Below are 19,452 nucleotides of genomic sequence, written 5' to 3'. Positions count from 1 at the left end.
CCGCGGAAACCAGGAAACCACGGCCGGCCTCACTGCCGTCGACTTCAGATGGCTGGTGGCCCATCGAAGTCAGCGACAGACGGTTGTCGTATCGGCTCGATCCGCATCATCGGCTCACGCTCGACGTCGACCGGGCGTTCCATCCGCAGAGCCGCGAGTGCTTCCTGCGGCGAACTTGTCTTGGTGCCGTCATATAGCGGTCCGCCAACGGAGCTGAGACGCGGAAAAACGAGCTGCTGCCAAAAGGGCGGCGTCTGGGACGATGTTTGCATTGGCAAATAGGTCACGTGACGAAATTGCCGTGCCACGCCTCGTTTGGCTGCCGCGCACGATTGGTCGACGAATAGCCGCCCCTCCCTGTCGGTCAGCATGTCCACGACCTCGGTTTTCAAGATCGTCTTGTCGCGGCATGGACGACAGCGAATTTCGAGATCAGGCTGGTAAATGGGAGCCGGCGGCTCAAATCCCGCCGGCATCGCGCCAAGGATCACCTGACGATCAATTTCCAACTGCGCCGCGGCTTCGATGACCTTAGCGACGATTTCCCAAGCCTGGAGCAAATTTACTTCGTACATCGCTTTGACCGCGACGCTTCGCTCCGCAACTGCATTCCATCTCGCTGCGAACACTTCCAGCTTCGCCGCATGCTCCGATGCATCGATCTGCCTTTCGAGCGACGTGATCAAAGCCTCGAGGCGACTCTGATCCTGCTCCGCGACCCGCTTCTTCCGAAGCCAGCCGGTGAAGAGTTCGTCGCTGCCGAGGTTCGCTGCCTCTTCGTTAGCAATGCGCTCGGCCACATCACGCGCAACCTCGAGATCCTGGCGCGCTCTGGCAAGCTGCTCTTCCAGCGAAGGCGGCTTACTTTTTGGCGAAGCGGGCATGATTTTCATTCAGTGCGTTGATCGATTCGAGGTCGGCAGTGGTCATGACGACCGGCCCATCGAACGAGCCGAAGCGTTCAACGATGCTGTCGGCCTCTTCTGCCGGCAGTGACACCTTGGTGCCCGGCGGGACGTATTGACCCTCATGCAGCAAGGTCACCGGCGCGATAATCGTTTTCATATTCATCGGGTGCTTTCCTTCAGGGATCGTGAAATGTGTTGGCCGCGCTCGAAATCCAGACGAGCGGGCGTCGCGCCTGACAGGACAGTCCGAGCTTTTTCAACGTGCATGTCCGGCTGAAGAGCGAGGATGATTGCGGACCGCTCACGGCCCAACGCCTCCGGGCAATTCAAAATCTTTGCAATACGTTCGCGCTCGGCGGTCGCGGTCTCAGCGTGTGTCATGTCCTTCGCCCTCTTTTTTCCGAGTGGAAAGATGATTCCTGAACCGCGACGTGCCAAGCTGCTAAAACGCGATTAACGCGATTGCCGCGATTTCTCACCGCCGGATGAAGTCCAGAAACGGCTTTCGCGACACCATCCATCGTGTGCTAGCGACCTTGAAACCAAAACCACCCGGTTCGCCGACGCGATTTTCCCGACACCAAGATCGAATCGTGTCTTTCGGGCGATGTGCCAACTTCGCCGCAGCAGCGAGATCGATCAGGTCGGAGGGCACTGCCACTTCGGTCGACATTGGTACCGGCGCGGCTGGCTGATCCTTCCCAGCAACGCGCGCGGTCCCCTTGGACATCCTGATCCGGAGCCGCGCGACGTCTGTCAAAACCTCGAGGAGACGGTTTTCCAAACGTAACAGTTCCTGCTGCTCGGCTTCGGACATCGCTTGGCCCTTCGACCCTTCAGGCTCTTTTTTCAGCCGCCGCCGCACGGCGCGCGCGTCGGTTACCAACAGGCTGGCCATCAGCCGACGGTCGACGTCGAAATATTCGGGCGCGATCCGCAGCGCTGTCCAGAACGCCGTTCAGCTCACCCTCAAGGCGCCGCCTGAGCGCCAGATCCTTCGTCACGCGCGCTGGCACAGATTGTAGGTCGCTGCGCATCGGACCGAGGACAGCGTCGACCACCGCCAAGCCCTCGTCCCGTCCCAATCCCTGCAAGGTCTTCAGACGCTCGGCGGTGCGAACCTCGATCTCCGCGGCGCGCGCATCGTTGATCCGGCTGTTGCCGGCGGACTTCGCAACCCGGCGCTGCTCGTCCTTCAGCCAGGCAACGTATCCGGCGATGCTGGCAAGTAGCGGGAAGCGACCCTTCCCGAGGCGTGGGATGGCCCCGTCACCCGCAAGCTGTTCAACGCGCTTTCGGGATATTCCCAGCGCCAAAGCCAGGATAGACGCTGTTACTTCGGTGTCTTCATCCAGTTTCATTGGGCACTCCAACGGAAGGGAAGTTCAACTTTTAGAATGCGTTACCTGCAGAGATCCTGGGCCGGCCTAGCGGCGCACCCCATGGCCGAGCCGATACGGTCCCTAAACGTTGCACGCAGAGCACGAGCCCTGCCGCCACCGTGCCTTGCTGACTCGGTAAAACCGAAGCGCAGTGTCCGGAGATGTGCGCATGCCGCGCTCACGAGCGGGCTTGCTAGGTGCTCAGGTGACGACCTGCCTGACTGGAAGGCGGCTGTGGACTGATGCGATGATCGCGACGCGCTTAATGGCCGTGCTTGTCGTCCCGCGTATCTTCGTCGTCGCAGACATCCATCTTCTTCAGGGCGGCTTCCGCTTCCTCCCTGGTCTTGAAGACGCCGAGCCCGACAATAGTGGACGGGGCCGACGGGTTCGTCAGGACGTTCGTCATGGTCGCGGGCCTCTTGTCGATGACGGTGCAGGTCTTCGTGGCTGAGTCGCGAATGACGTAGAATTCCTCCGGATGGACTTTCGTCTGCGCCAGCGCCGGCATGGCCGCAATTACGATGTGGGCGCTTAGGGCCAATCTCTTCATCGGAAAGTCCTTGGTGGAACAACCCACCAAACGCCACGCCGCTGTCGTTTGTTCCTACCGGAGCGTTAGGACCGGCTTCGGCGACAGACGACGCACCACCACGCTGCGACGATGGCTGTGCGGACAGCCCTGTCATGCCGCCCTCTCCGCCTTGAGCCTGAATTGATTGGTTTTGGTTGCCTCGAGCACACCCGAACCGCAGAGACGGGCGGCAATCGCGAGGCCAATCATGTTCAAACTGTCTTTGGAATGACGCCTGGCTCTCGGACCCAGAGCGGCCTTCGCTATTTGCAGAGCGCTGGCTCCAGACGGTGAGCGGCGGATGAGGGTGAGGACGAGCTGATCGGAGGTCATGCCGCGCCCTCCACTGTTTGGAGAGCTTCAACCGATGACGGTTCTGCTTCCAGACCATCCTCCTCGATCACGACGGCGTGGTAGGCCGCGAAGGCATCGCGGGCAGCGGCGATCGCAGCCAAGGCCGATGCGGTGAACGACGAGGGCGCGAAGGCGTACGCTTCGCGAGCTTGACCGAAGGCTTCGTCGAGCTCGCGGCCTATGGAGGTTAGGGTGGCGGTCACGCTCACAGCGTTGCCCCCCTACTAGCATAATCTAGATAGCAGTACCCCCGTACGGTACTTGGCGAGAGTGCCCGGTTTTGTTGGTTTTTGGCTCTCCACCAAGTACCGCTTTCGCTACTCAAAAGTAACGAAACCGGTACTGGTAATTGCAGAAAACGGTACTGGGGGAAAATTGTATTCATGCCGCTTTCGCCTCCCGGTTGTCGCTCCGAGCAGCACGTTCGGCAGCCTTGATCGCTCGCTGTCGGGCTAAAATGCGAAGGGCGTTTTCCACCCTGGCGAGGGCTTCCTCATCCGTTTTGATCGCTTTCCATTCGTTCGTCGGCATCAAGCCATCGGAGGTCCCAAGCCACGTCAGGCGAAACGTTGAGGCTAGCCTTCTTGCGCCATGCGACCTGCGACCCAGATCCGCAGCGATGATCCCGAGGGCGCCGGCCTCGTGTATCGAGTTCTTGATGTCCGAGCGTCGCATGCCCCGCATCTGAAGCGTGTCGTAAGGGGCTTTCAGCCGACCGTTTTCTTCGCCGCCGTGCTCGGCGTGTTCGATCATCAGCGCGTCGACAAGACGCCGGCACTGACGCGACATCGCTGACCACGCGGGGCTCGCAAGAAGATCCTTCGGCAAGGGCACGCAAAAGCCGGAGCCAGTCGGCAAGGACCTCGCTTTTCGCTTCCGCGAGTTATCAGCGCCTTTCCACACCCGGCTCATCGCACGCCGCCAGACGCTGATCGGATCAGCAATTCGCGGATTGCATTTTCGAAGGACTGACACTCTCGTGAGATCAGAGCCTCATCGACGCCCTTTCGGCGCATCACGTCGGCTTGCGTCCGCACTTGGCGGGCGATGTGTCCTTCCGCCGCGTCGCGAGAGAGCTGTGAGGCGTACTGAGCCTGCCTCCAAATGAGGTCCCTGCGGCGAGCAAGTGGGAATGGAAGGACGACGCTCATGCTCGCCTCCATTTGATCCGCGCAGGGAGTGCAGCAACGACGTTGCGAGCTGAAGGCCCAATCTCGCCCGCCTGCGCATCGCAGCAGCGCCTTAACGCCTCTCGGGTACGGCAGTACGATCGGCCACGCCAATCGCCTGTCGAGACGCTTCCTGAGCTATTGCGGTGCTGGAGAATCCACTGAATGCAGTGGCGACATTCGACGATGCGCCAACGGCTGTTGAGCACGGCTACCACGTGGGGATAATCGTCTGCGGATTCAGACACGACTGCCCGCGACGGCGAGTCAGATGTGAGGACGGCAGCGAAAGCGGCCATCATTCTGACGGCCCCGTCGTTCCAGCGTTCGCCAGCATTTTGTGAAACGCGACCTTCGGTACCTTCAGCAGCTTACCGATCCGGATCGTGGGAATGTCGCCCCGCTTGGCCGCGGCATAACTTCCGTTTTTGGTAAGACCAAGCAACGCCCCGGCCTCTCGAACCTCATAAACAAGCCGTCGGTCACTCTCTTCCTTATCTGTCATGGGTCGCACTCCAAAAGGTGTATTTATCCACCTTTGAGCATGTTCACGACCTGTTCGCAAGAAATAATGTTGGACCTCACCACTATTTTTGCTTAAGCCATCTTTCGTAATGATTGGCCTGAAGACATACGCTCCGTTCCTTGCCCTGCATCTGAGCCTTAGTGCCGATGCAGTTTATGAGCGGCAGCGCTTGCTCGTGCGATCGGGATATCTAAATGCCCCGCCGGGGCGTGGCCCGGGCAGTGGCGTGCGTGCCACCGATGATACAGTGTCCAAAATCATCCTCTCGGCCCTGGCGACGGACACGTTGGCCGATGTTGACGAGAAGACGAAATCGCTCGCTGCTAAGAAGCCGGAAAACGGTCACTGTTTTTTAACCGGAAATTTGAAGCTGTTAGATGCTCTCATCTACCTTTTCCAGACCCCCGATAAAATGAAGCGAGTACGAGGGCTGTCGGTAGATCGGACGCGCCTATCCGCAGAGTTGTCTTGGGATGAGCGTCACAGAAAAATGCCTCTTTCTCATCACTTCGGATTTGGTCCCTTCACGAAAGAGGAAGTTGAAAATTCCCGCTTCGGGCTGTCGACAACAGCATCCATAAGCGAATGGTCCCTTCGTTGCATCGCGGAGGATCTTAAAGATATTTCGAACGGGGTAACCCTCGTTCCGGCCGTAACCCGCCTACCCCTCCTGTAATCGCGAGGACTGATCTGATGGGTACCGTCCGCAAGCGAAAGTTGCCCTCCGGCCTCATCCGCTGGCAAGCATCCTACGTCGACGGCGCCGGCAAGCGCCGCGCCAAGCTGTTCGATCGCAAATCAGATGGTGAGGCTTGGCTCGTCGAAATTCAGCACGATGTGAAGCGCGGACTGCACACACCCGACAGTTTATCGCCGACGGTGAAGGCAGCTGCGGCCTTGTGGATCAAGCGCTGCGACGAGAAACGCCTCGAGGCCACCACGATCCAAAGTTACCAAGAGCACGTCGACCTACACATTGCCCCTTTCATCGGGGCAAAAAGGCTCTCCGATCTAGCAATGCCCGGCGTGAGCGATTTCGCCGATCGCTTGCGCGAAGCCGGCCGCTCTCCCTCAATGGTCCGGCGTGTGGTTCAGTCCCTGGGCGCAATCTTTCGGGAAGCTCGCCGACGCGGCCTGGCGGCGGTCGACCCCACCGCCGGGCTCGACCTCAATTTCTCCAGGCGGGAGGACCCCCGCCCTGTCATTCCGACCAAGGCCGAGCTGCAAGTCATCATCGCGGGCGCCACTGGTCGTTGGCGGCCTCTCATCCTGGTCGCGATATTTTGCGGTCTGCGCGGAAGCGAGCTTCGCGGGCTGTTCTGGTCCAATGTCGACTTTGAGGGACGCCAGATAATTGTCAGCCAGCGCGCCGATGCTTTCCACAAGATCGGCCGGCTGAAGTCGAAAGCCGGCTATAGGTCTATCCCCTGCCCCCCGATCGTGATCAATGCCTTGCGCGAGTGGAAGCTCGTGTGCCCAAAAGGAGCGCTGGGCCTCGTTTTCCCGACTGGCAATGGTCAGGTCGAATCCCACTCCAACATCGCCAAGCGCGGCCTGAACCCCATTCTGATGGCGGGTGGCATGACTGTCCGCGAGCCGGCTTTGGATGAAAACGGACAACCCACCATCAACAGAGGCGGCGACCCGGTTACGAGAGATGCCCCCAGATACGGCATGCACTCCCTCCGCCACGCCTGCGCCTCGCTCTGGATCGAAAACGGCATGAATCCGAAGAGGATCCAGACGCTCATGGGCCACAGCACCATTCAGATGACCTTCGATACCTACGGGCACCTTTTCAAAGATGCCGAGGCCGACCAGAAGGCTGCCGAGGACATACAGGTTCGGCTGCTGGGCAGCTGACAGCAACACCATCGCAACACCGCAGCGCTAAACTATTGATTTCTCTGGCGGCGCCTAAGATTTCGATTCCGAGGGTCGGGAGTTCGAATCTCTCCGAGCGCGCCAAGTCTCGCGGAAACCGGCGGGCTCCAGTTCTCGGATTTTGCTCTGGCAGGTTCCCTTTAAAAGGCGCGCGCCTTGGCTTGGGGTGTCGCATTGACGCGCTTGCGCCCTTTTTGACATAATGAGATCGGGACAAGACAAAATTGCGGCTGCGAGCGGATCACCATGAAAAATGGGCTGTATTCGATTCACATCGCCTTGCTTGATGGGCGTGTGGGCAAGGGCAGCGGCGTGTTGATGTTTCGCGATGGAAAAATTCTGGGCGGTGATGCTTATCTGTTCTATACGGGCAGCTATTTCACAAAAGAGGATGGCACTTTCAGGGGCGAAGTTCTGATTCAACGCCATACGCCAAGTCGCGACGCGAACCTGCTGTTCGGCAATTCGGAATCGGTTGGAATCGGCGTTACCGGAACATTCACTGATACGACCGGCACGATGAACGGCACAGCGCTGGTCGGAAAGGCGAGTCAGATTTTCGAGGCCACGCTGCGAAAGTTGGCGGAAGCAGATTGACCGATAGAGTCTTTCACCGTTTCACGGAAACCCCGGGGAACTCCTGATTATAGCCATTTGCTGTGCAGTCGAGTTATTCCGCGGCGAGTTCCATCGGCGCGACCTGCGGTAAAACGATGTGGATGCGCGTGCCTTGTCCGGAACCGGAATCAAGTTCGAGACGCCCTCCCAAACGGCTCGTTACGATATTGTAGACAATGTGCAGACCCAGACCCGTTCCTCCTTGATCGCGCCGCGTCGTGAAGAACGGATCGAATGCCTTGCGCTGCACATCGGGGCTCATGCCGCAACCATTGTCGGAAAATAGGATCTGGACATTGTCCCCGCCTACTCGCCGCACGACAATATCGACCGCGCCGCCCTTACCGTCCGGAAAAGCGTGTGCCACCGAATTAAGGAAAAGGTTAGTCAGCACCTGGCCGTAAGGCCCAGGGTAACTGTTCATGGTGAGATTGGGCTCGCAATCGACCGTCAGCGTCACATTGTGCTTGCGCAGGCCGGGACGCAGACTCATCACAACCTGCTCGGTGAGTTCGCCGAGATCGAAAGCTCGCTTGTCTGAATAATTGCGGTCGGCGGCAACCTGCTTGAATGACTGCACCAGCTCGGCAGCGCGATTGAGATTGGCGACAAGCTGAGACGCGGCATCGCGATTCGCCGCGATGAAATCGTTGAGGCTTGAGCGCCGCAACTGCCCACGCTCCACCTCCTCGGTGAACAAGGTAATTTTCCGTTCCAGCGAAGAGGCCACCGTCAAGCTGATGCCGACAGGATTGTTGACCTCGTGAGCGACGCCCGCCACCAGGCGACCGAGCGCCGCGAGTTTTTCCGCCTCGATCAGCGAGTTCTGTGTTTCGCGGAGATTGCGTAGCGCCGCCTCGGCCGCGTCCTTGGCGCGCCGCATTTCCTGTTCGCTCCGCTTGCGGTCGCCGATATCGAGCGCGACCGTGACGATATTTTCGACGTGACCGTCGGCGTCGCGGATAGGCAGCTTATTGACAAGCCATTGCCGCATCTCACCCGATGCATCCTTATACTCTTCTTCGTAAAAGCCGAGTTCCTTACCGCTCTCAAGAACCCTCCTGTCAGTCTCATCCGTCTTTGCCGCATCGTAACGCGACATAACCTCGTGCGTCGTTCGTCCGATCGCATCGGCGGGTTCTATTCCGAAGATGCCTGCCATGTAGCGATTCATCAGAACGTAACGCAACTCCGCATTCTTGACGTTAATCACCGCGGGCACGGTATCGATCACCAGTTGCAGCAGCCGCCGCCCTTCTGCGATCGCCTCCTCGGCTCTCCGCTGATCAGTGATATCGCGAACCACGCCTTCATAACGGATCATGCGACCGCTTTCATCGCGTATGGCAGTCGCGCTATCGGAGAGCCAGAGGATACCGCCATCGAACTGACGCACCTGATATTCGAACCCGCGAACGGTCCCATCGCGCTCCATTCGGAGTTGGTATTTGACGGGCACCTCGGGATCGACGTGAACCGTCTGCGCGCTGTTACCAATGCCACGGATGAGATTGTCGGGGGTGTCATACCCCATCATTCGCGCCAACGCCGGGTTGGCATCAAGCAGTTGACCGGCCGGCGTCATGACATAGATTCCGTCGACCGAACCTTCGAATAGCTTACGATAGCTTTCCTCGGCGAGGCGTTGCTCGGCAAGCGCTCGAACAGCGGCTTCTCGCGCAGAGTCCGCTTCAGCGAGCGTTCGGCGAAACACCTCGGCGGCCCGTGCGATATCCCCGATCTCGTTTTCTACACCGGTTGATGGGATCGACGTTTGTTTCTGGCCGCCAGCCAGCTTCCGGATCGCCCTTGCGATCGCCTTCAGTGGACGGACCGTCCGGCGGACCACGAACGCCGCCGCAAGCAAGCCAATCACTATTCCCACGCCGCCGAGAACGATGCTCTGCCATTTGGTTTCAGCAAGCGTCCGCGCAAAATCGCGCGATAATACCCGCTCGCGCTCTGCGCTGAGTTCGCGCAGTAGTTCCGTTACTCGCCCGATCAGCCGTCCTTCCGCACCCAGCACGTCCCTATCGAGATCTGCGATCTTTTGCTCCCGCAAGGATATCGCAATCACGGCATCGGCGTAGGCCTCAACAGCGGCACGCACCTTGGGCTCCCCGACACGAATAGCGCGCATCTTTTCAGCCGCCCGTTCCGCGGTCATGGGGTCATGCCCAAGCAATGCGGCGGCGACATCGCTTTGCGCTCGAAACAGTGTTCTTGATGCAGACTGATCGGCGGATTGCTCGATTATGAGTTCGAGTTTTTCGCGAAGCGGCGACAGCGTTTCGATCAGCTTTGCGCGGTCTGCAATCAGGTTGGCCGCCCGCTCTATACCCTTGCGGTAGGTCTCCAGCCGTGGTTTGACGCCATCGATCATCTCCTGCTGCTTCGGAGCTAGCTTGATGCGTGTCTTCTTGAGCAGCTCGTTCAATGACGATGTGGCGTCCCACACCCGGCTGGACTGAGTCTTTGGATCGGTGACGTAATCACGCGCCGCCAGCCGCAATTCGTTCAGGCGGCGGTCGAGTTCCTCGGCCAGGTCGCCTACGCTGTCCAACCGCTGCAGTTCGGCGAAGGTATTGTCGAGATGCCGCGTCGCGACGACATTGGCCACGCTGGTTGTCACTATGATCGCCAACACCAAAAAGAATCCGCCGAAGGTAATCTGGCCGATCGACAGGGACGACGATTGTATCCGCCGAAAAAGTGCTCTGAACCCAGATGGCATGGTGTTTTAGACCGGCTCCCGATGGTCCTATATAGGCCGGATCGCCGCTTCAGGGAACATGAGGATCGATCTGGCGGCAACGTCGCTCTGTGACAGGGTTACCCCATTGGCCAGGAGCGCTGTTTTAGCCGCCTATTCCGCCGCCATCTGCCGTGGCACCGGAGGAGGATTCGCGAGGTCGCGCAGCAACTTCGCATGCCGGGCCTTGGTGTCGGCCACCGCCTTCTCTTTGACCGGGCCGTAACCCCGGATACGATCAGGCAGCGACAGCAGTTCGATCGCGGTTTCGACGTTGGCCGGCGAAAGTCTGTCGAGGACAGCGGCCACATCGTTTTCGTATTCCGCAATCAGGTTTCGCTCCAACCTGCGCTCGGCGCTGTATCCGAAGATGTCGAGGGCGGTGCCACGCAAGCCCTTCATTTTCGCCAGCAAACGCAAAACCGGCATCATCCGTGACCCGTTATAGGATCTCTTGGCAGGCCGCCCGAGCGCATCCTTCTTACTGTCGAACACCGGCGGCGCGAGATGGAAGCTGATCTTGTAGTCTCCTTCGAACTGATCGCCGAGCTGCTTCTCGAACCGACCATCAGTGTAGAGTCGCGCCACCTCGTACTCGTCCTTGTAGGCGAGCAATTTGGCGTAATTGATCGCAACCGCACGCGGCAAGGCATCGCCGTAACCGCCGTCTCTCGCTGCCTGCCGGACCCGGCTCACCATCGCCCGATATTTGTCCGCAAGCCTCGCATTCTGATATCCGGCAAGGTACGCCGAGCGATGTACAACGATCTCGTCCAGCGACATGTCTTCCAGCACCTTCGGCGGAGCCGTCTCATCGATCCCCTTCATCATCGCGACAAGGCGCGCAGGGTCCACCACTGCAAGCCGTCCAAGCCGGAAGGCCTCCACATTCATTTTCACGGCAACACCGTTCACCTCGATCGCCTGCTCGATTGCCGTCGCGGTCAGCGGCAGCCAACCCTTCTGATAGGCGTAACCCATCATCATCATATTGGTGGCGATGGAGTCTCCAAGCAGGATTTCAGCCGGCCTGGTAAAGTCGAAGAAGGTCGAATCCTTGCGTAAGGCGGTTTCAAGGACGCAGCCAACCTTGGCGCTCTGGAAATTGAAATCGCGATCAAGAATGAAAGCGGCGGTCGGAATAAGGTGAGTGTTGATAAGACCGTAAGTGCGGCTCGATTCGCAGAGTGTGATCGTTTCCTTGGCTGCCGCGACCACTTCATCAGCGGCGATGACGAGATCTGCCGTGCCGGTGACGATGCGCGAGCAAGTCACCTCCGCGGGGTTTTGTGACAGCCGGACGTGGCTCAAAACCGCGCCGCCCTTCTGGGCGAGACCGGACATGTCGAGGATCATGCTGGCCTTGCCTTCGATATGGGCCGCCATACCAAGCAGCGCACCGATCGTCAGCACGCCGGTGCCGCCTACCCCTCCGACCCCGATGTTGTAGGGCCGATCGAGCGAAGGGCGCGTAACCGGTTCGGGCAAGTCGCCGATCTCGCCGAGGTCCGCCGGCGCACGCTTTCGCAATCGCCCACCGTCGATCGTGACGAACGAAGGGCAGAACCCCTTGAGGCAGGAATAATCCTTGTTGCAGGACGACTGATTGATGGTGCGCTTGCGCCCCATCTCGGTCTCCAGCGGCTCCACCGAAATGCAGTTCGATTGCACCGAACAATCGCCGCAACCTTCGCAAACTGCGGGATTGATCAGCACACGGCGTTGCGGATCTTCCATGGTGCCGCGCTTGCGACGCCGCCGCTTCTCGGCGGCGCAAGTCTGCACGAACACGATAGCCGAAGCTCCCTTGATCTCGCGACAGGTTCTCATGACCGCATCGAGGTCATCGCGATGCGCGGTCCGGGTACCCGGTGCGATGTCGGCAGCCCGATAGCTGTTCGGGTTCTCCGACACCAGATAGATGTCGCGGATGCCTTCGGCGTGAAGCTGAAAGGTTATCCGCTGCGGCGACAAATCGCCGTCGATATGCTGGCCGCCGGTCATGGCTACGGCGTCATTGTAGAGGATCTTGTAGGTGATGTTCGCCCCGGAAGCGACCGCCTGCCGGATCGCCAGACTCCCGGAATGGAAATAGGTGCCGTCGCCAAGATTGGCGAAGATGTGCTTCTCGTTGGTGAAAGGCGCTGTACCGACCCAGGGCGCACCCTCGCCGCCCATATGGGTATACGTTTCAGTGTTGCGATCCATCCATATCGCCATGAAGTGACAGCCGATGCCGGCTGTGGCCCGGCTGCCTTCGGGCACCTTGGTCGAGGTGTTATGAGGACACCCCGAGCAGAAATACGGTACACGCGTGACCGGGGTCGCCGGCTGCATTTGCGACGCCTGACGACCGTTGAACCAGTCAGCCTTGGTTCGAAGCATCTCGGCGATTTCGGGATTAAGGTTCAAGTGCAGTAAACGCTCAGTCAGGAATGTCGCCAGGGAAGCGACGCCCAATTCCTGCGCGAACGGCAGGAAACGCTTGTCGTGATCGTCCATCTTGCCGATGATGCGTGGCCGCACGTCGTCGCGCCAGTTGAACAGCTCCTGCTTGACCTGGTTCTCGACGATCTCACGGCGCTCCTCGACGATGAATATCTCCTCGAGGCCGACGGCGAATTCGCGCACGCCCTGCGGTTCCAGCGGCCATGGCATTCCGATCTTGTAAAGCCGCAGACCAATTTTCGCGGCGACCTGTTCGGTAATGCCCAGCTCGCGCAACGCCTGGCGGATATCCTCGTAGCTTTTTCCAGACGCCATGATCCCGAACCGCGCGTTCGGTGAATCCATGGTAATGCGATTGATCTTATTCGCGCGCGCAAACGCGACCGCGGCAAAACCTTTGTGATCCTGTAGACGCCGGTCCTGATCATAACGGTCGTCAGGCCAACGCAGGTTCAGTCCACCTGGCGGCATCTCGAAATCGGGCGGAATGACGAACGGCTTCATCTCGTCGGTCAGATCGATTTCGGCCGTCGTCTCCACCGTCTCGGTGATGACCTTCATCCCGACCCAGCAGCCCGAATAGCGCGACATCGCGATGCCGAGCAGCCCCATCTCGATCATTTCGTGGAGACTGGACGGATAGAGATACGGCATCAGCGCAGCGATGAACGCATGATCAGACTGATGCGGCAAGGTCGAGGACTTAGCGCCATGATCATCGCCCGCCAGGCACAGCACGCCGCCGTGTCTCGCCGAACCCGCAGCATTGCCATGACGGAATACGTCGCCGCAGCGGTCGACGCCAGGCCCCTTGCCGTACCAAATCCCGACGACGCCGTCATAGCGCGCACCCGGGGACAGATTGACCTGTTGCGAACCCCAGATCGCTGTCGCCGCGAGGTCCTCGTTCACACCAGGCTGGAATTTGATCTCGTGTCGTTCGAGATGACTGCGAGCGGCAAGGAGTTGCTGATCGTAACCGCCGAGGGGCGAACCGCGATAACCGGAAATGAAGCCTGCGGTGTTGAGGCCAGCGGCGCGGTCGCGGCGGATTTGCGCCATCGGTAATCTGACCAGCGCCTGAAGGCCGGTCATGAAGACGTGGCCTGAATCCTGGGTGTATTTCTGATCGAGGCTGATCGAACCCTGATTGATACCCATTGCGCCCTCTTCGTCCTTGGCCGCCTTCCTAAAGCTAGTGATGCAAATCCTTTAGAACCAGTGTTGTTATCTCATGAATCAAGCACTTGAGAAAAATCAGGTCGCTGGAACGAGCATAAAAACGAGCATAAAAAGGGGTCGTAATTTCGTTACGAGAAATTCCCGGACAATTTCGGCTTGTGTCGTTGCAGAGCTGTCTGGCGCAAGGACGTTATTGTAGCCACGAGCCGACTGAAACCGTCCCCCGATCGTCAAGCCTCTAAGTCCACGGTTTGGGATGACGAGGCACGTGCGACAAAATATGCTCCGAGCAAAAGGGACTATGCAGAGAACATCCGGTTCAGCTCGCCGGCCGGATAGCCCGAGCCGAGTCCGTCAAATGTGCCGCTGTCAGCAATATCCGTTGCCGCGCGCAGAAAACCTGCCCACGCCACACGCGCCAATGCCCCGCCGACGCTGATACGCCGCACGCCGAGATCGGCCGCTTCGGTAACGTTGAGACCCGGCCAGCCTATCAGCAGATTGAGCGGTTTGGGGTGAACGGCCTTTACCGTGGCCGCAATGTCGGCTTTCAACTTCAAACCTGGTGCATAAAGGCAATCGGCCCCCGCCTCCGCATAGGCCTGCAACCGCCCGATCGTCAGTTTGAGATCGGGCATTCCCCACAGGAAAGCCTCACAACGGCCGACCAGCAGGACGTTGCTGCGATCGGTATCGATGGCCTTGCGTGCGGCGCGGATGCGCTCGATCGCCAGATTGACGTCGTAAAGCGGTTTTGCCTTGTCGCCCGTGGCATCCTCGATCGATAAGCCGGCGATGCCCGTCTTCACCGCGCGCGACACGTGGGCTGCAACTCCTTCCGGTTCATCGGCAAAGCCATTTTCGAAATCGGCGTTGATTGGCAGATCGACCGCCGCGCACAAGGCGCTCAGATGGCCACAAAGATTGTCCAGCATAACGTGGTTGTCGGCTTTGCCGATCGACCATGCAAACCCGGCGCTGGTCGACGCGAGTGCCTTGAAGCCCAATCCCTGCAACGCCTTGGCGCTGCCGATATCCCAGGGATTGGGTAACACGAAGCAGCCGCTATCATGCAGTTTGTGGAATGCGACTCGTTTTTCTTCTGTCGACAGCATCAAACTCTCCTACCCATGTCGTTCATGACCGACCGGTGTAAGCGACTATGAACCTGTAGATACTCACTTCTTGATGCTTGGGTTGTGATTAACGTATGAATAAATAAACTGCCCAACCGGCATACTCGGGCGAATCAGGTTTCGCCAGATTCTGGACAGAGTCATGGCCGACGTTCCCAGTGCGAGTCACTAGAGCTGCCGCGCTGTCGCGGCCGAACCAGAGGACGATTAATGAAATCAATTTTTGCAGCAGCCTTCCTAGTTGCCACTGTCGCAACCTTCGGTATCGCCGATGCCATGCCGTTGGCTCCGCCAGCGACAGGCGTGAACGCTGACGTCATTCAGGTCGCCGGCGGCTGCGGTCGTGGCTTCCATCGCGGCCCCAACGGTGGCTGCCGCATGAACCGTGGTGGTTCCGTGGTTGTGGTCCGCCCGGCAGTTCGCCCCATGCACCGCCGATGCCGTTATTGGGGTGCGGGTCACCGCGTCTGCCGCACCTGGTGGTGAGACACACACCAATCCCGCATTCGGCGGGATCGAGTTTTGTATTTGACGCAAAAAGGGCGGGACCGATCCCGCCCTTTATCTTTTTAGCGACTCCGCCCCGGACCGGATTTCAGTCGGAGGTCGCTGGCATTTGCGATCCGACGTTCTGCCGTTTTCTCGCGTGCTGTGACCAGCTTAAGAGCGACGTCCGTCCTCATCGATCCTCACCTCGTACACAATAAAAAAACCCGCAGCATGCGCCGCGGGTTTTTTATTGTTCGCATCGTGATGTCTCAGTGCGCCAGAACCGCCAGAAGCAGTAATGCCACGATGTTGGTGATCTTGATCATCGGATTGACCGCAGGTCCGGCCGTATCCTTGTAGGGATCGCCGACGGTATCGCCGGTCACCGCCGCCTTGTGCGCGTCGGAGCCCTTGCCGCCATGATGGCCATCCTCAATGTACTTCTTGGCGTTATCCCAAGCGCCGCCGCCCGAGGTCATCGAGATTGCGACGAACAAGCCTGTCACGATCACGCCAAGCAGCATCGCACCGACCGCCGAGAAGGCTGCCGACTTGCCGGCTGCACCACCGCCTGCGAGCGCGTAGATCAGGAAGTAGACAACGATCGGCGACAACACTGGCAACAGCGACGGAATGATCATTTCCTTGATCGCCGCTTTTGTCAGCAGGTCCACCGCCTTGCCGTAGTCGGGTTTGTCGGTGCCCCGCATAATGCCGGGCTTCTCGCGGAACTGGCGACGGACTTCCTCGACGATCGCGCCCGCTGCACGTCCCACCGCGGTCATCCCCATCGCGCCGAACAGGTACGGCAGCAGGCCGCCGAACAGCAAGCCGACCACGACATAGGGATTGTTCAGGGAGAAGTCCGGGTTAACACCCTGGAAATAGGCGTGATTCGCGGCATCACCAATGAAGAACTTGAGATCCTGATTGTAGGCCGCGAACAGCACGAGAGCGCCGAGCCCAGCGGAGCCGATCGCGTACCCTTTGGTGACTGCCTTCGTGGTGTTACCGACAGCATCAAGTGCGTCGGTCGACTTGCGCACTTCTTTCGGTAGGCCCGCCATTTCGGCGATGCCGCCGGCATTGTCGGTTACCGGACCGAACGCGTCCAACGCGACGACCATGCCGGCCAGCGCCAGCATGGTGGTGGTGGCAATCGCGATACCGAACAGACCGGCGAGGCTATAGGTCACCAGTATGCCCGCAATAATGACGATCGCAGGCATCGCGGTCGATTCCATCGAGATTGCGAGCCCCTGGATAACGTTGGTGCCGTGCCCGGTTACTGACGCCTGCGCAATTGACTTCACCGGGCGATAATCAGTGCCGGTGTAGTATTCGGTGATCCAGATGATCAGTCCGGTGACGACAAGGCCGGCCACGCCGCACGCGAACAGTTCGAGGCCGGTATAGCTGACGCCCGCCAGAGGACCGAATCCGATCAGCCAATAGATGACGCCGCCAACGCCTAGCAGGGACAGAATGCCGGTGGCGATCAAGCCCTTGTAGAGCGCGCCCATGATCGACTCACTGGCGCCGAGCTTGACGAAGAATGTCCCGATGATCGAGGTGATGATGCAGATGCCGCCGATAGCGAGCGGTAGCGTCATCATGTTCACCAGCAACGGCGAGGTTGCGAAAAAGATCGCGGCAAGCACCATGGTGGCGACGGCGGTCACCGCGTAGGTTTCGAACAAGTCGGCGGCCATGCCTGCGCAGTCACCGACGTTGTCGCCGACATTATCGGCGATCGTCGCCGGATTGCGCGGATCATCTTCCGGAATGCCGGCTTCGACCTTGCCCACGAGATCGCCGCCGACGTCAGCACCCTTGGTGAAGATGCCGCCGCCGAGACGGGCGAAGATCGAGATCAGCGAGGCGCCAAATCCGAGTGCGACCATCGCGTCGACAACCGTGCGGCTGTTCGCGGCGTAACCCGCGCCGTGCGTAAGATAGGCGAAATAGATGGTCACGCCGAGCAGCGCCAGACCGGCGACCAGCATCCCCGTGATCGCGCCGGCCTTGAAGGCAAGCTCCAGTCCGCCGGCCAGCGACTTGGTCGCCGCCTGCGCGGTGCGCACGTTGGCGCGGACCGAAACGTTCATGCCGATGAAGCCGGCCGCGCCCGACAGGATCGCACCGATCGCGAAACCGACAGCCACCAGCACCCCGAGGAAGTAGGCGAGCAGCGCGAAGATCACGACGCCAACCATTCCGATCGTCGTGTACTGCCGGCGCAGATAGGCTTGGGCGCCCTCGCGCACGGCCGCGGCGATTTCCTGCATCCGCGGATTTCCCGCATCCGCCTTCAATACGGACGAGGTCGCCCAGATGGCATAAATGATCGAAAGCGCTCCGCAGAGCACAATCACTACTAATGCTGTCATTGAATTTGCCTCAGAATTCCGGAAGTTGCCCCGACAATGCCGCGAGCCCGCGAACGGACGTATTAAGGAGGTCCGCTTTGTCGCAAGGCGACATCAAATCGGGCGCGACCATGCCAAAATCGAACCCCCTGCGCAACGTCGGCTTGCTGCTAAACGATCGAATTCCGTAAGGAATTGCAATAAAATGCCGGGACTTACGGAAGGATTTCAAACGTTGCCTGGCGTGGTCGCCGGATAAGCGGATTGGATCAACGACCGAGCCATGATGCAGGCGAACGCAAATGATACCGGAGTCAGCCAGCATCACGGATTGCCACAGGATGTGGGGCTTCGGGCAGCCTAAGTGAGCCATCGCCTGATGCGCGCGACAGCGTCGTGCATCTCGGCGGCCGAACGGGCGTAGGAAAATCGTAAGAACGAGCGGCCGCGGACTGGATCGAAATCGACGCCGGGTGTCACGGCAACGTGTGCCTCCTCCAGCATCTTGCGTGCGAAATCATGGCTGTCTGTCGTGAATTTCGAGACGTCAGCATAGAGGTAGAACGCGCCATCCGCAGGCAGGAATTCGCATAAGCCGGCCTGCGGCAGACCCGCAATCAGGATTTGGCGATTCTCCTCATAGCCGCGCTTCACGATCTCCATTTCCTCGCGGCCTGCGAAGGCCGCCTCAGCCGCGATCTGCGACAGCATCGGCACCGAAATGGATAGATTCTGTTGCAGCCGTTCGATCGGCCGCACCAGTTGTTCCGGTACGACCATCCAGCCGACGCGCCAGCCGGTCATGCAGAAATATTTCGAAAATGAGTTGATGACCAGCGCACGCGGTGACAGTTCAGCCGCGGTTACGGCGGGAAACGCATAATCAAGACCGTGATAGATCTCATCGGAAATAAAGCGGATGCCTTCGCTTTCGGCAGCCGTCATCAGATGCGTCAGCGCCTCGCGCGACATCATCGTTCCCGTCGGATTTGCCGGACTTCCGACCAGCACTCCCTTCAGCGGTGTCTTGCGGTGTACCGACAACAGCGCCTCTCCGCTCAGTGCGTGACGGTTTTCACTTGATGTCTCGATCAGCACCGGCTCGCAGCCAAGCGCAGTCAGGATGTGCCGGTACGGCGGATAGCCCGGCACCGTCACCGCAATGCGGTCGCCCGGCTCGAACATCGAAAGAAATGCAAGAATGAAGCCGCCCGATGATCCCGTCGTCACGACGATCCGCTCAGGACTGACCGTGCAACCGTAAGACTCGTGGTAGTGTCGCGCGATCCGTTGCCGCAGCGAGGGGATACCGAGTGCAGACGTGTAATCTATCCGGCCGTGCTCCAGCGCGGCACGAGCCGCGTTCAGCGCGGTTCGAGGCGCCGGCGCCGACGGCTGCCCGACCTCCATGTGAATGACGTGTCCGCCTCCGGCCTCGATCCGCGCCGCCGCCGCCATGACGTCCATGACCATGAAGGGTGGAACCTGGCTGCGGCTAGATGCCGTCAGCACGCCGGCGGCCCGCTCTCTCGATGTCGCATCGACCATGGAAATCTGTTAATGCGCTTTCGCCTGCGGCGATCACCGAAGGCCGCGTTACCGCCGTATTCGGCGGGTTGTTAGGACATACAACGTATTCGAACCAGCGCCAATGATTCCGA

20 protein-coding genes are annotated in these 19,452 nt (G+C 59.6%); 4 read left to right on the top strand and 16 right to left on the bottom strand.

Annotated elements, in window-relative coordinates; all coding sequences use genetic code 11:
• Positions 1 to 44: 44 nt before the first annotated feature.
• From AC1RT6_RS03015 to AC1RT6_RS02965, 11 genes are all read right to left on the bottom strand, one after another.
• Complete coding sequence (locus AC1RT6_RS03015; protein WP_493029053.1) at positions 45 to 884, bottom strand: hypothetical protein; 840 nt, start codon at positions 882 to 884, stop codon at positions 45 to 47.
• Positions 862 to 1,071, bottom strand: coding sequence for a hypothetical protein (locus AC1RT6_RS03010; protein WP_472789884.1), 210 nt, complete (start codon positions 1,069 to 1,071; stop codon positions 862 to 864). The genes AC1RT6_RS03015 and AC1RT6_RS03010 overlap by 23 nt, the downstream gene beginning before the upstream one ends.
• On the bottom strand, positions 1,068 to 1,289 hold the full coding sequence (locus AC1RT6_RS03005) for a hypothetical protein (RefSeq protein WP_472789886.1): 222 nt from the start codon (positions 1,287 to 1,289) through the stop codon (positions 1,068 to 1,070). Before AC1RT6_RS03005 ends, AC1RT6_RS03010 begins: the two co-directional genes overlap by 4 nt.
• 94 nt (positions 1,290 to 1,383) lie before the next feature.
• Positions 1,384 to 1,725 carry a hypothetical protein gene (locus tag AC1RT6_RS03000; protein ID WP_472789888.1) on the bottom strand — a complete coding sequence of 114 codons (342 nt, stop codon included), beginning with the start codon at positions 1,723 to 1,725 and terminating at the stop codon, positions 1,384 to 1,386.
• Between the two features lie 19 nt (positions 1,726 to 1,744).
• Positions 1,745 to 2,269, bottom strand: coding sequence for a hypothetical protein (locus tag AC1RT6_RS02995; protein ID WP_472789890.1), 525 nt, complete (start codon positions 2,267 to 2,269; stop codon positions 1,745 to 1,747).
• 283 nt (positions 2,270 to 2,552) lie between these two features.
• The gene (locus tag AC1RT6_RS02990; RefSeq protein ID WP_472789891.1) at positions 2,553 to 2,843 is read right to left on the bottom strand and encodes a hypothetical protein; all 291 of its coding nucleotides are present in this window, start codon (positions 2,841 to 2,843) and stop codon (positions 2,553 to 2,555) included.
• Between the two features lie 132 nt (positions 2,844 to 2,975).
• Positions 2,976 to 3,197: a hypothetical protein gene (locus tag AC1RT6_RS02985; protein ID WP_472789893.1), complete on the bottom strand. Its 222-nt coding sequence runs from the start codon at positions 3,195 to 3,197 to the stop codon at positions 2,976 to 2,978.
• Positions 3,194 to 3,427: a hypothetical protein gene (locus tag AC1RT6_RS02980; RefSeq protein WP_472789895.1), complete on the bottom strand. Its 234-nt coding sequence runs from the start codon at positions 3,425 to 3,427 to the stop codon at positions 3,194 to 3,196. Before AC1RT6_RS02980 ends, AC1RT6_RS02985 begins: the two co-directional genes overlap by 4 nt.
• 172 nt (positions 3,428 to 3,599) lie before the next feature.
• The gene (locus AC1RT6_RS02975) at positions 3,600 to 4,076 is read right to left on the bottom strand and encodes a hypothetical protein (RefSeq protein ID WP_472789897.1); all 477 of its coding nucleotides are present in this window, start codon (positions 4,074 to 4,076) and stop codon (positions 3,600 to 3,602) included.
• A 50-nt stretch (positions 4,077 to 4,126) separates the two neighbouring features.
• A complete protein-coding gene (locus AC1RT6_RS02970) occupies positions 4,127 to 4,369 on the bottom strand; it encodes a DUF6074 family protein (protein ID WP_472789899.1) in 243 nt (80 codons plus the stop codon).
• Positions 4,370 to 4,685: 316 nt separating this feature from the next.
• A complete protein-coding gene (locus tag AC1RT6_RS02965) occupies positions 4,686 to 4,892 on the bottom strand; it encodes a hypothetical protein (protein WP_472789901.1) in 207 nt (68 codons plus the stop codon).
• Between the two features lie 109 nt (positions 4,893 to 5,001).
• Between AC1RT6_RS02965 and AC1RT6_RS02960 the strand changes: the two genes are divergently transcribed.
• The 3 genes from AC1RT6_RS02960 to AC1RT6_RS02950 all read left to right on the top strand — a co-directional run bounded on the left by AC1RT6_RS02960 (position 5,002) and on the right by AC1RT6_RS02950 (position 7,394).
• The gene (locus tag AC1RT6_RS02960; protein ID WP_472789903.1) at positions 5,002 to 5,589 is read left to right on the top strand and encodes a hypothetical protein; all 588 of its coding nucleotides are present in this window, start codon (positions 5,002 to 5,004) and stop codon (positions 5,587 to 5,589) included.
• 17 nt (positions 5,590 to 5,606) lie between these two features.
• Entirely contained in the window at positions 5,607 to 6,776 is a 1,170-nt protein-coding gene (locus AC1RT6_RS02955; RefSeq protein WP_472789904.1) for a tyrosine-type recombinase/integrase, read from the top strand.
• A gap of 267 nt (positions 6,777 to 7,043) precedes the next feature.
• The gene (locus tag AC1RT6_RS02950) at positions 7,044 to 7,394 is read left to right on the top strand and encodes a GrlR family regulatory protein (RefSeq protein ID WP_079446868.1); all 351 of its coding nucleotides are present in this window, start codon (positions 7,044 to 7,046) and stop codon (positions 7,392 to 7,394) included.
• A gap of 73 nt (positions 7,395 to 7,467) precedes the next feature.
• Here AC1RT6_RS02950 and AC1RT6_RS02945 read toward each other — a convergent pair whose 3' ends face one another.
• The 3 genes from AC1RT6_RS02945 to AC1RT6_RS02935 all read right to left on the bottom strand — a co-directional run bounded on the left by AC1RT6_RS02945 (position 7,468) and on the right by AC1RT6_RS02935 (position 14,912).
• Entirely contained in the window at positions 7,468 to 10,149 is a 2,682-nt protein-coding gene (locus AC1RT6_RS02945; protein ID WP_079446869.1) for a PAS domain S-box protein, read from the bottom strand.
• A gap of 132 nt (positions 10,150 to 10,281) precedes the next feature.
• Positions 10,282 to 13,776 (bottom strand): indolepyruvate ferredoxin oxidoreductase family protein, encoded by a 3,495-nt coding sequence (locus AC1RT6_RS02940; protein WP_472789907.1) that lies wholly within the window; start codon positions 13,774 to 13,776, stop codon positions 10,282 to 10,284.
• 320 nt (positions 13,777 to 14,096) lie between these two features.
• On the bottom strand, positions 14,097 to 14,912 hold the full coding sequence (locus tag AC1RT6_RS02935; RefSeq protein ID WP_420799282.1) for an isocitrate lyase/PEP mutase family protein: 816 nt from the start codon (positions 14,910 to 14,912) through the stop codon (positions 14,097 to 14,099).
• A 231-nt stretch (positions 14,913 to 15,143) separates the two neighbouring features.
• On the opposite strand from AC1RT6_RS02935, the gene AC1RT6_RS02930 reads away from it, so the two are divergent.
• Complete coding sequence (locus tag AC1RT6_RS02930; RefSeq protein ID WP_079446872.1) at positions 15,144 to 15,419, top strand: GCG_CRPN prefix-to-repeats domain-containing protein; 276 nt, start codon at positions 15,144 to 15,146, stop codon at positions 15,417 to 15,419.
• Positions 15,420 to 15,691: 272 nt separating this feature from the next.
• Here the strand turns inward: AC1RT6_RS02930 and AC1RT6_RS02925 are convergent, their stop codons facing one another.
• Both AC1RT6_RS02925 and AC1RT6_RS02920 read right to left on the bottom strand, forming a co-directional pair.
• On the bottom strand, positions 15,692 to 17,812 hold the full coding sequence (locus AC1RT6_RS02925; RefSeq protein ID WP_079446873.1) for a sodium-translocating pyrophosphatase: 2,121 nt from the start codon (positions 17,810 to 17,812) through the stop codon (positions 15,692 to 15,694).
• Between the two features lie 339 nt (positions 17,813 to 18,151).
• Positions 18,152 to 19,339, bottom strand: coding sequence for a pyridoxal phosphate-dependent aminotransferase (locus AC1RT6_RS02920; RefSeq protein ID WP_079446875.1), 1,188 nt, complete (start codon positions 19,337 to 19,339; stop codon positions 18,152 to 18,154).
• Positions 19,340 to 19,452: the final 113 nt, after the last annotated feature.

Source organism: Nitrobacter sp. MLSD-S21 (genome assembly GCF_058809865.1).
Note: the sequence above shows the minus strand (reverse complement) of the source record. Positions and strands in the feature narration are given on the sequence as shown.

Bases quoted from the DNA above. Each gene is read 5' to 3' on its own strand.
- AC1RT6_RS03015 (WP_493029053.1), bottom strand. From the start codon at position 884: ATGCCCGCTTCGCCAAAAAGTAAGCCGCCTTCGCTGGAAGAGCAGCTT.
- AC1RT6_RS03010 (WP_472789884.1), bottom strand. From the start codon at position 1,071: ATGAATATGAAAACGATTATCGCGCCGGTGACCTTGCTGCATGAGGGT.
- AC1RT6_RS03005 (WP_472789886.1), bottom strand. From the start codon at position 1,289: ATGACACACGCTGAGACCGCGACCGCCGAGCGCGAACGTATTGCAAAG.
- AC1RT6_RS03000 (WP_472789888.1), bottom strand. From the start codon at position 1,725: ATGTCCGAAGCCGAGCAGCAGGAACTGTTACGTTTGGAAAACCGTCTC.
- AC1RT6_RS02995 (WP_472789890.1), bottom strand. From the start codon at position 2,269: ATGAAACTGGATGAAGACACCGAAGTAACAGCGTCTATCCTGGCTTTG.
- AC1RT6_RS02990 (WP_472789891.1), bottom strand. From the start codon at position 2,843: ATGAAGAGATTGGCCCTAAGCGCCCACATCGTAATTGCGGCCATGCCG.
- AC1RT6_RS02985 (WP_472789893.1), bottom strand. From the start codon at position 3,197: ATGACCTCCGATCAGCTCGTCCTCACCCTCATCCGCCGCTCACCGTCT.
- AC1RT6_RS02970 (WP_472789899.1), bottom strand. From the start codon at position 4,369: ATGAGCGTCGTCCTTCCATTCCCACTTGCTCGCCGCAGGGACCTCATT.
- AC1RT6_RS02965 (WP_472789901.1), bottom strand. From the start codon at position 4,892: ATGACAGATAAGGAAGAGAGTGACCGACGGCTTGTTTATGAGGTTCGA.
- AC1RT6_RS02960 (WP_472789903.1), top strand. From the start codon at position 5,002: ATGATTGGCCTGAAGACATACGCTCCGTTCCTTGCCCTGCATCTGAGC.
- AC1RT6_RS02955 (WP_472789904.1), top strand. From the start codon at position 5,607: ATGGGTACCGTCCGCAAGCGAAAGTTGCCCTCCGGCCTCATCCGCTGG.
- AC1RT6_RS02950 (WP_079446868.1), top strand. From the start codon at position 7,044: ATGAAAAATGGGCTGTATTCGATTCACATCGCCTTGCTTGATGGGCGT.
- AC1RT6_RS02945 (WP_079446869.1), bottom strand. From the start codon at position 10,149: ATGCCATCTGGGTTCAGAGCACTTTTTCGGCGGATACAATCGTCGTCC.
- AC1RT6_RS02940 (WP_472789907.1), bottom strand. From the start codon at position 13,776: ATGGGTATCAATCAGGGTTCGATCAGCCTCGATCAGAAATACACCCAG.
- AC1RT6_RS02935 (WP_420799282.1), bottom strand. From the start codon at position 14,912: ATGCTGTCGACAGAAGAAAAACGAGTCGCATTCCACAAACTGCATGAT.
- AC1RT6_RS02930 (WP_079446872.1), top strand. From the start codon at position 15,144: ATGAAATCAATTTTTGCAGCAGCCTTCCTAGTTGCCACTGTCGCAACC.
- AC1RT6_RS02925 (WP_079446873.1), bottom strand. From the start codon at position 17,812: ATGACAGCATTAGTAGTGATTGTGCTCTGCGGAGCGCTTTCGATCATT.
- AC1RT6_RS02920 (WP_079446875.1), bottom strand. From the start codon at position 19,339: ATGGTCGATGCGACATCGAGAGAGCGGGCCGCCGGCGTGCTGACGGCA.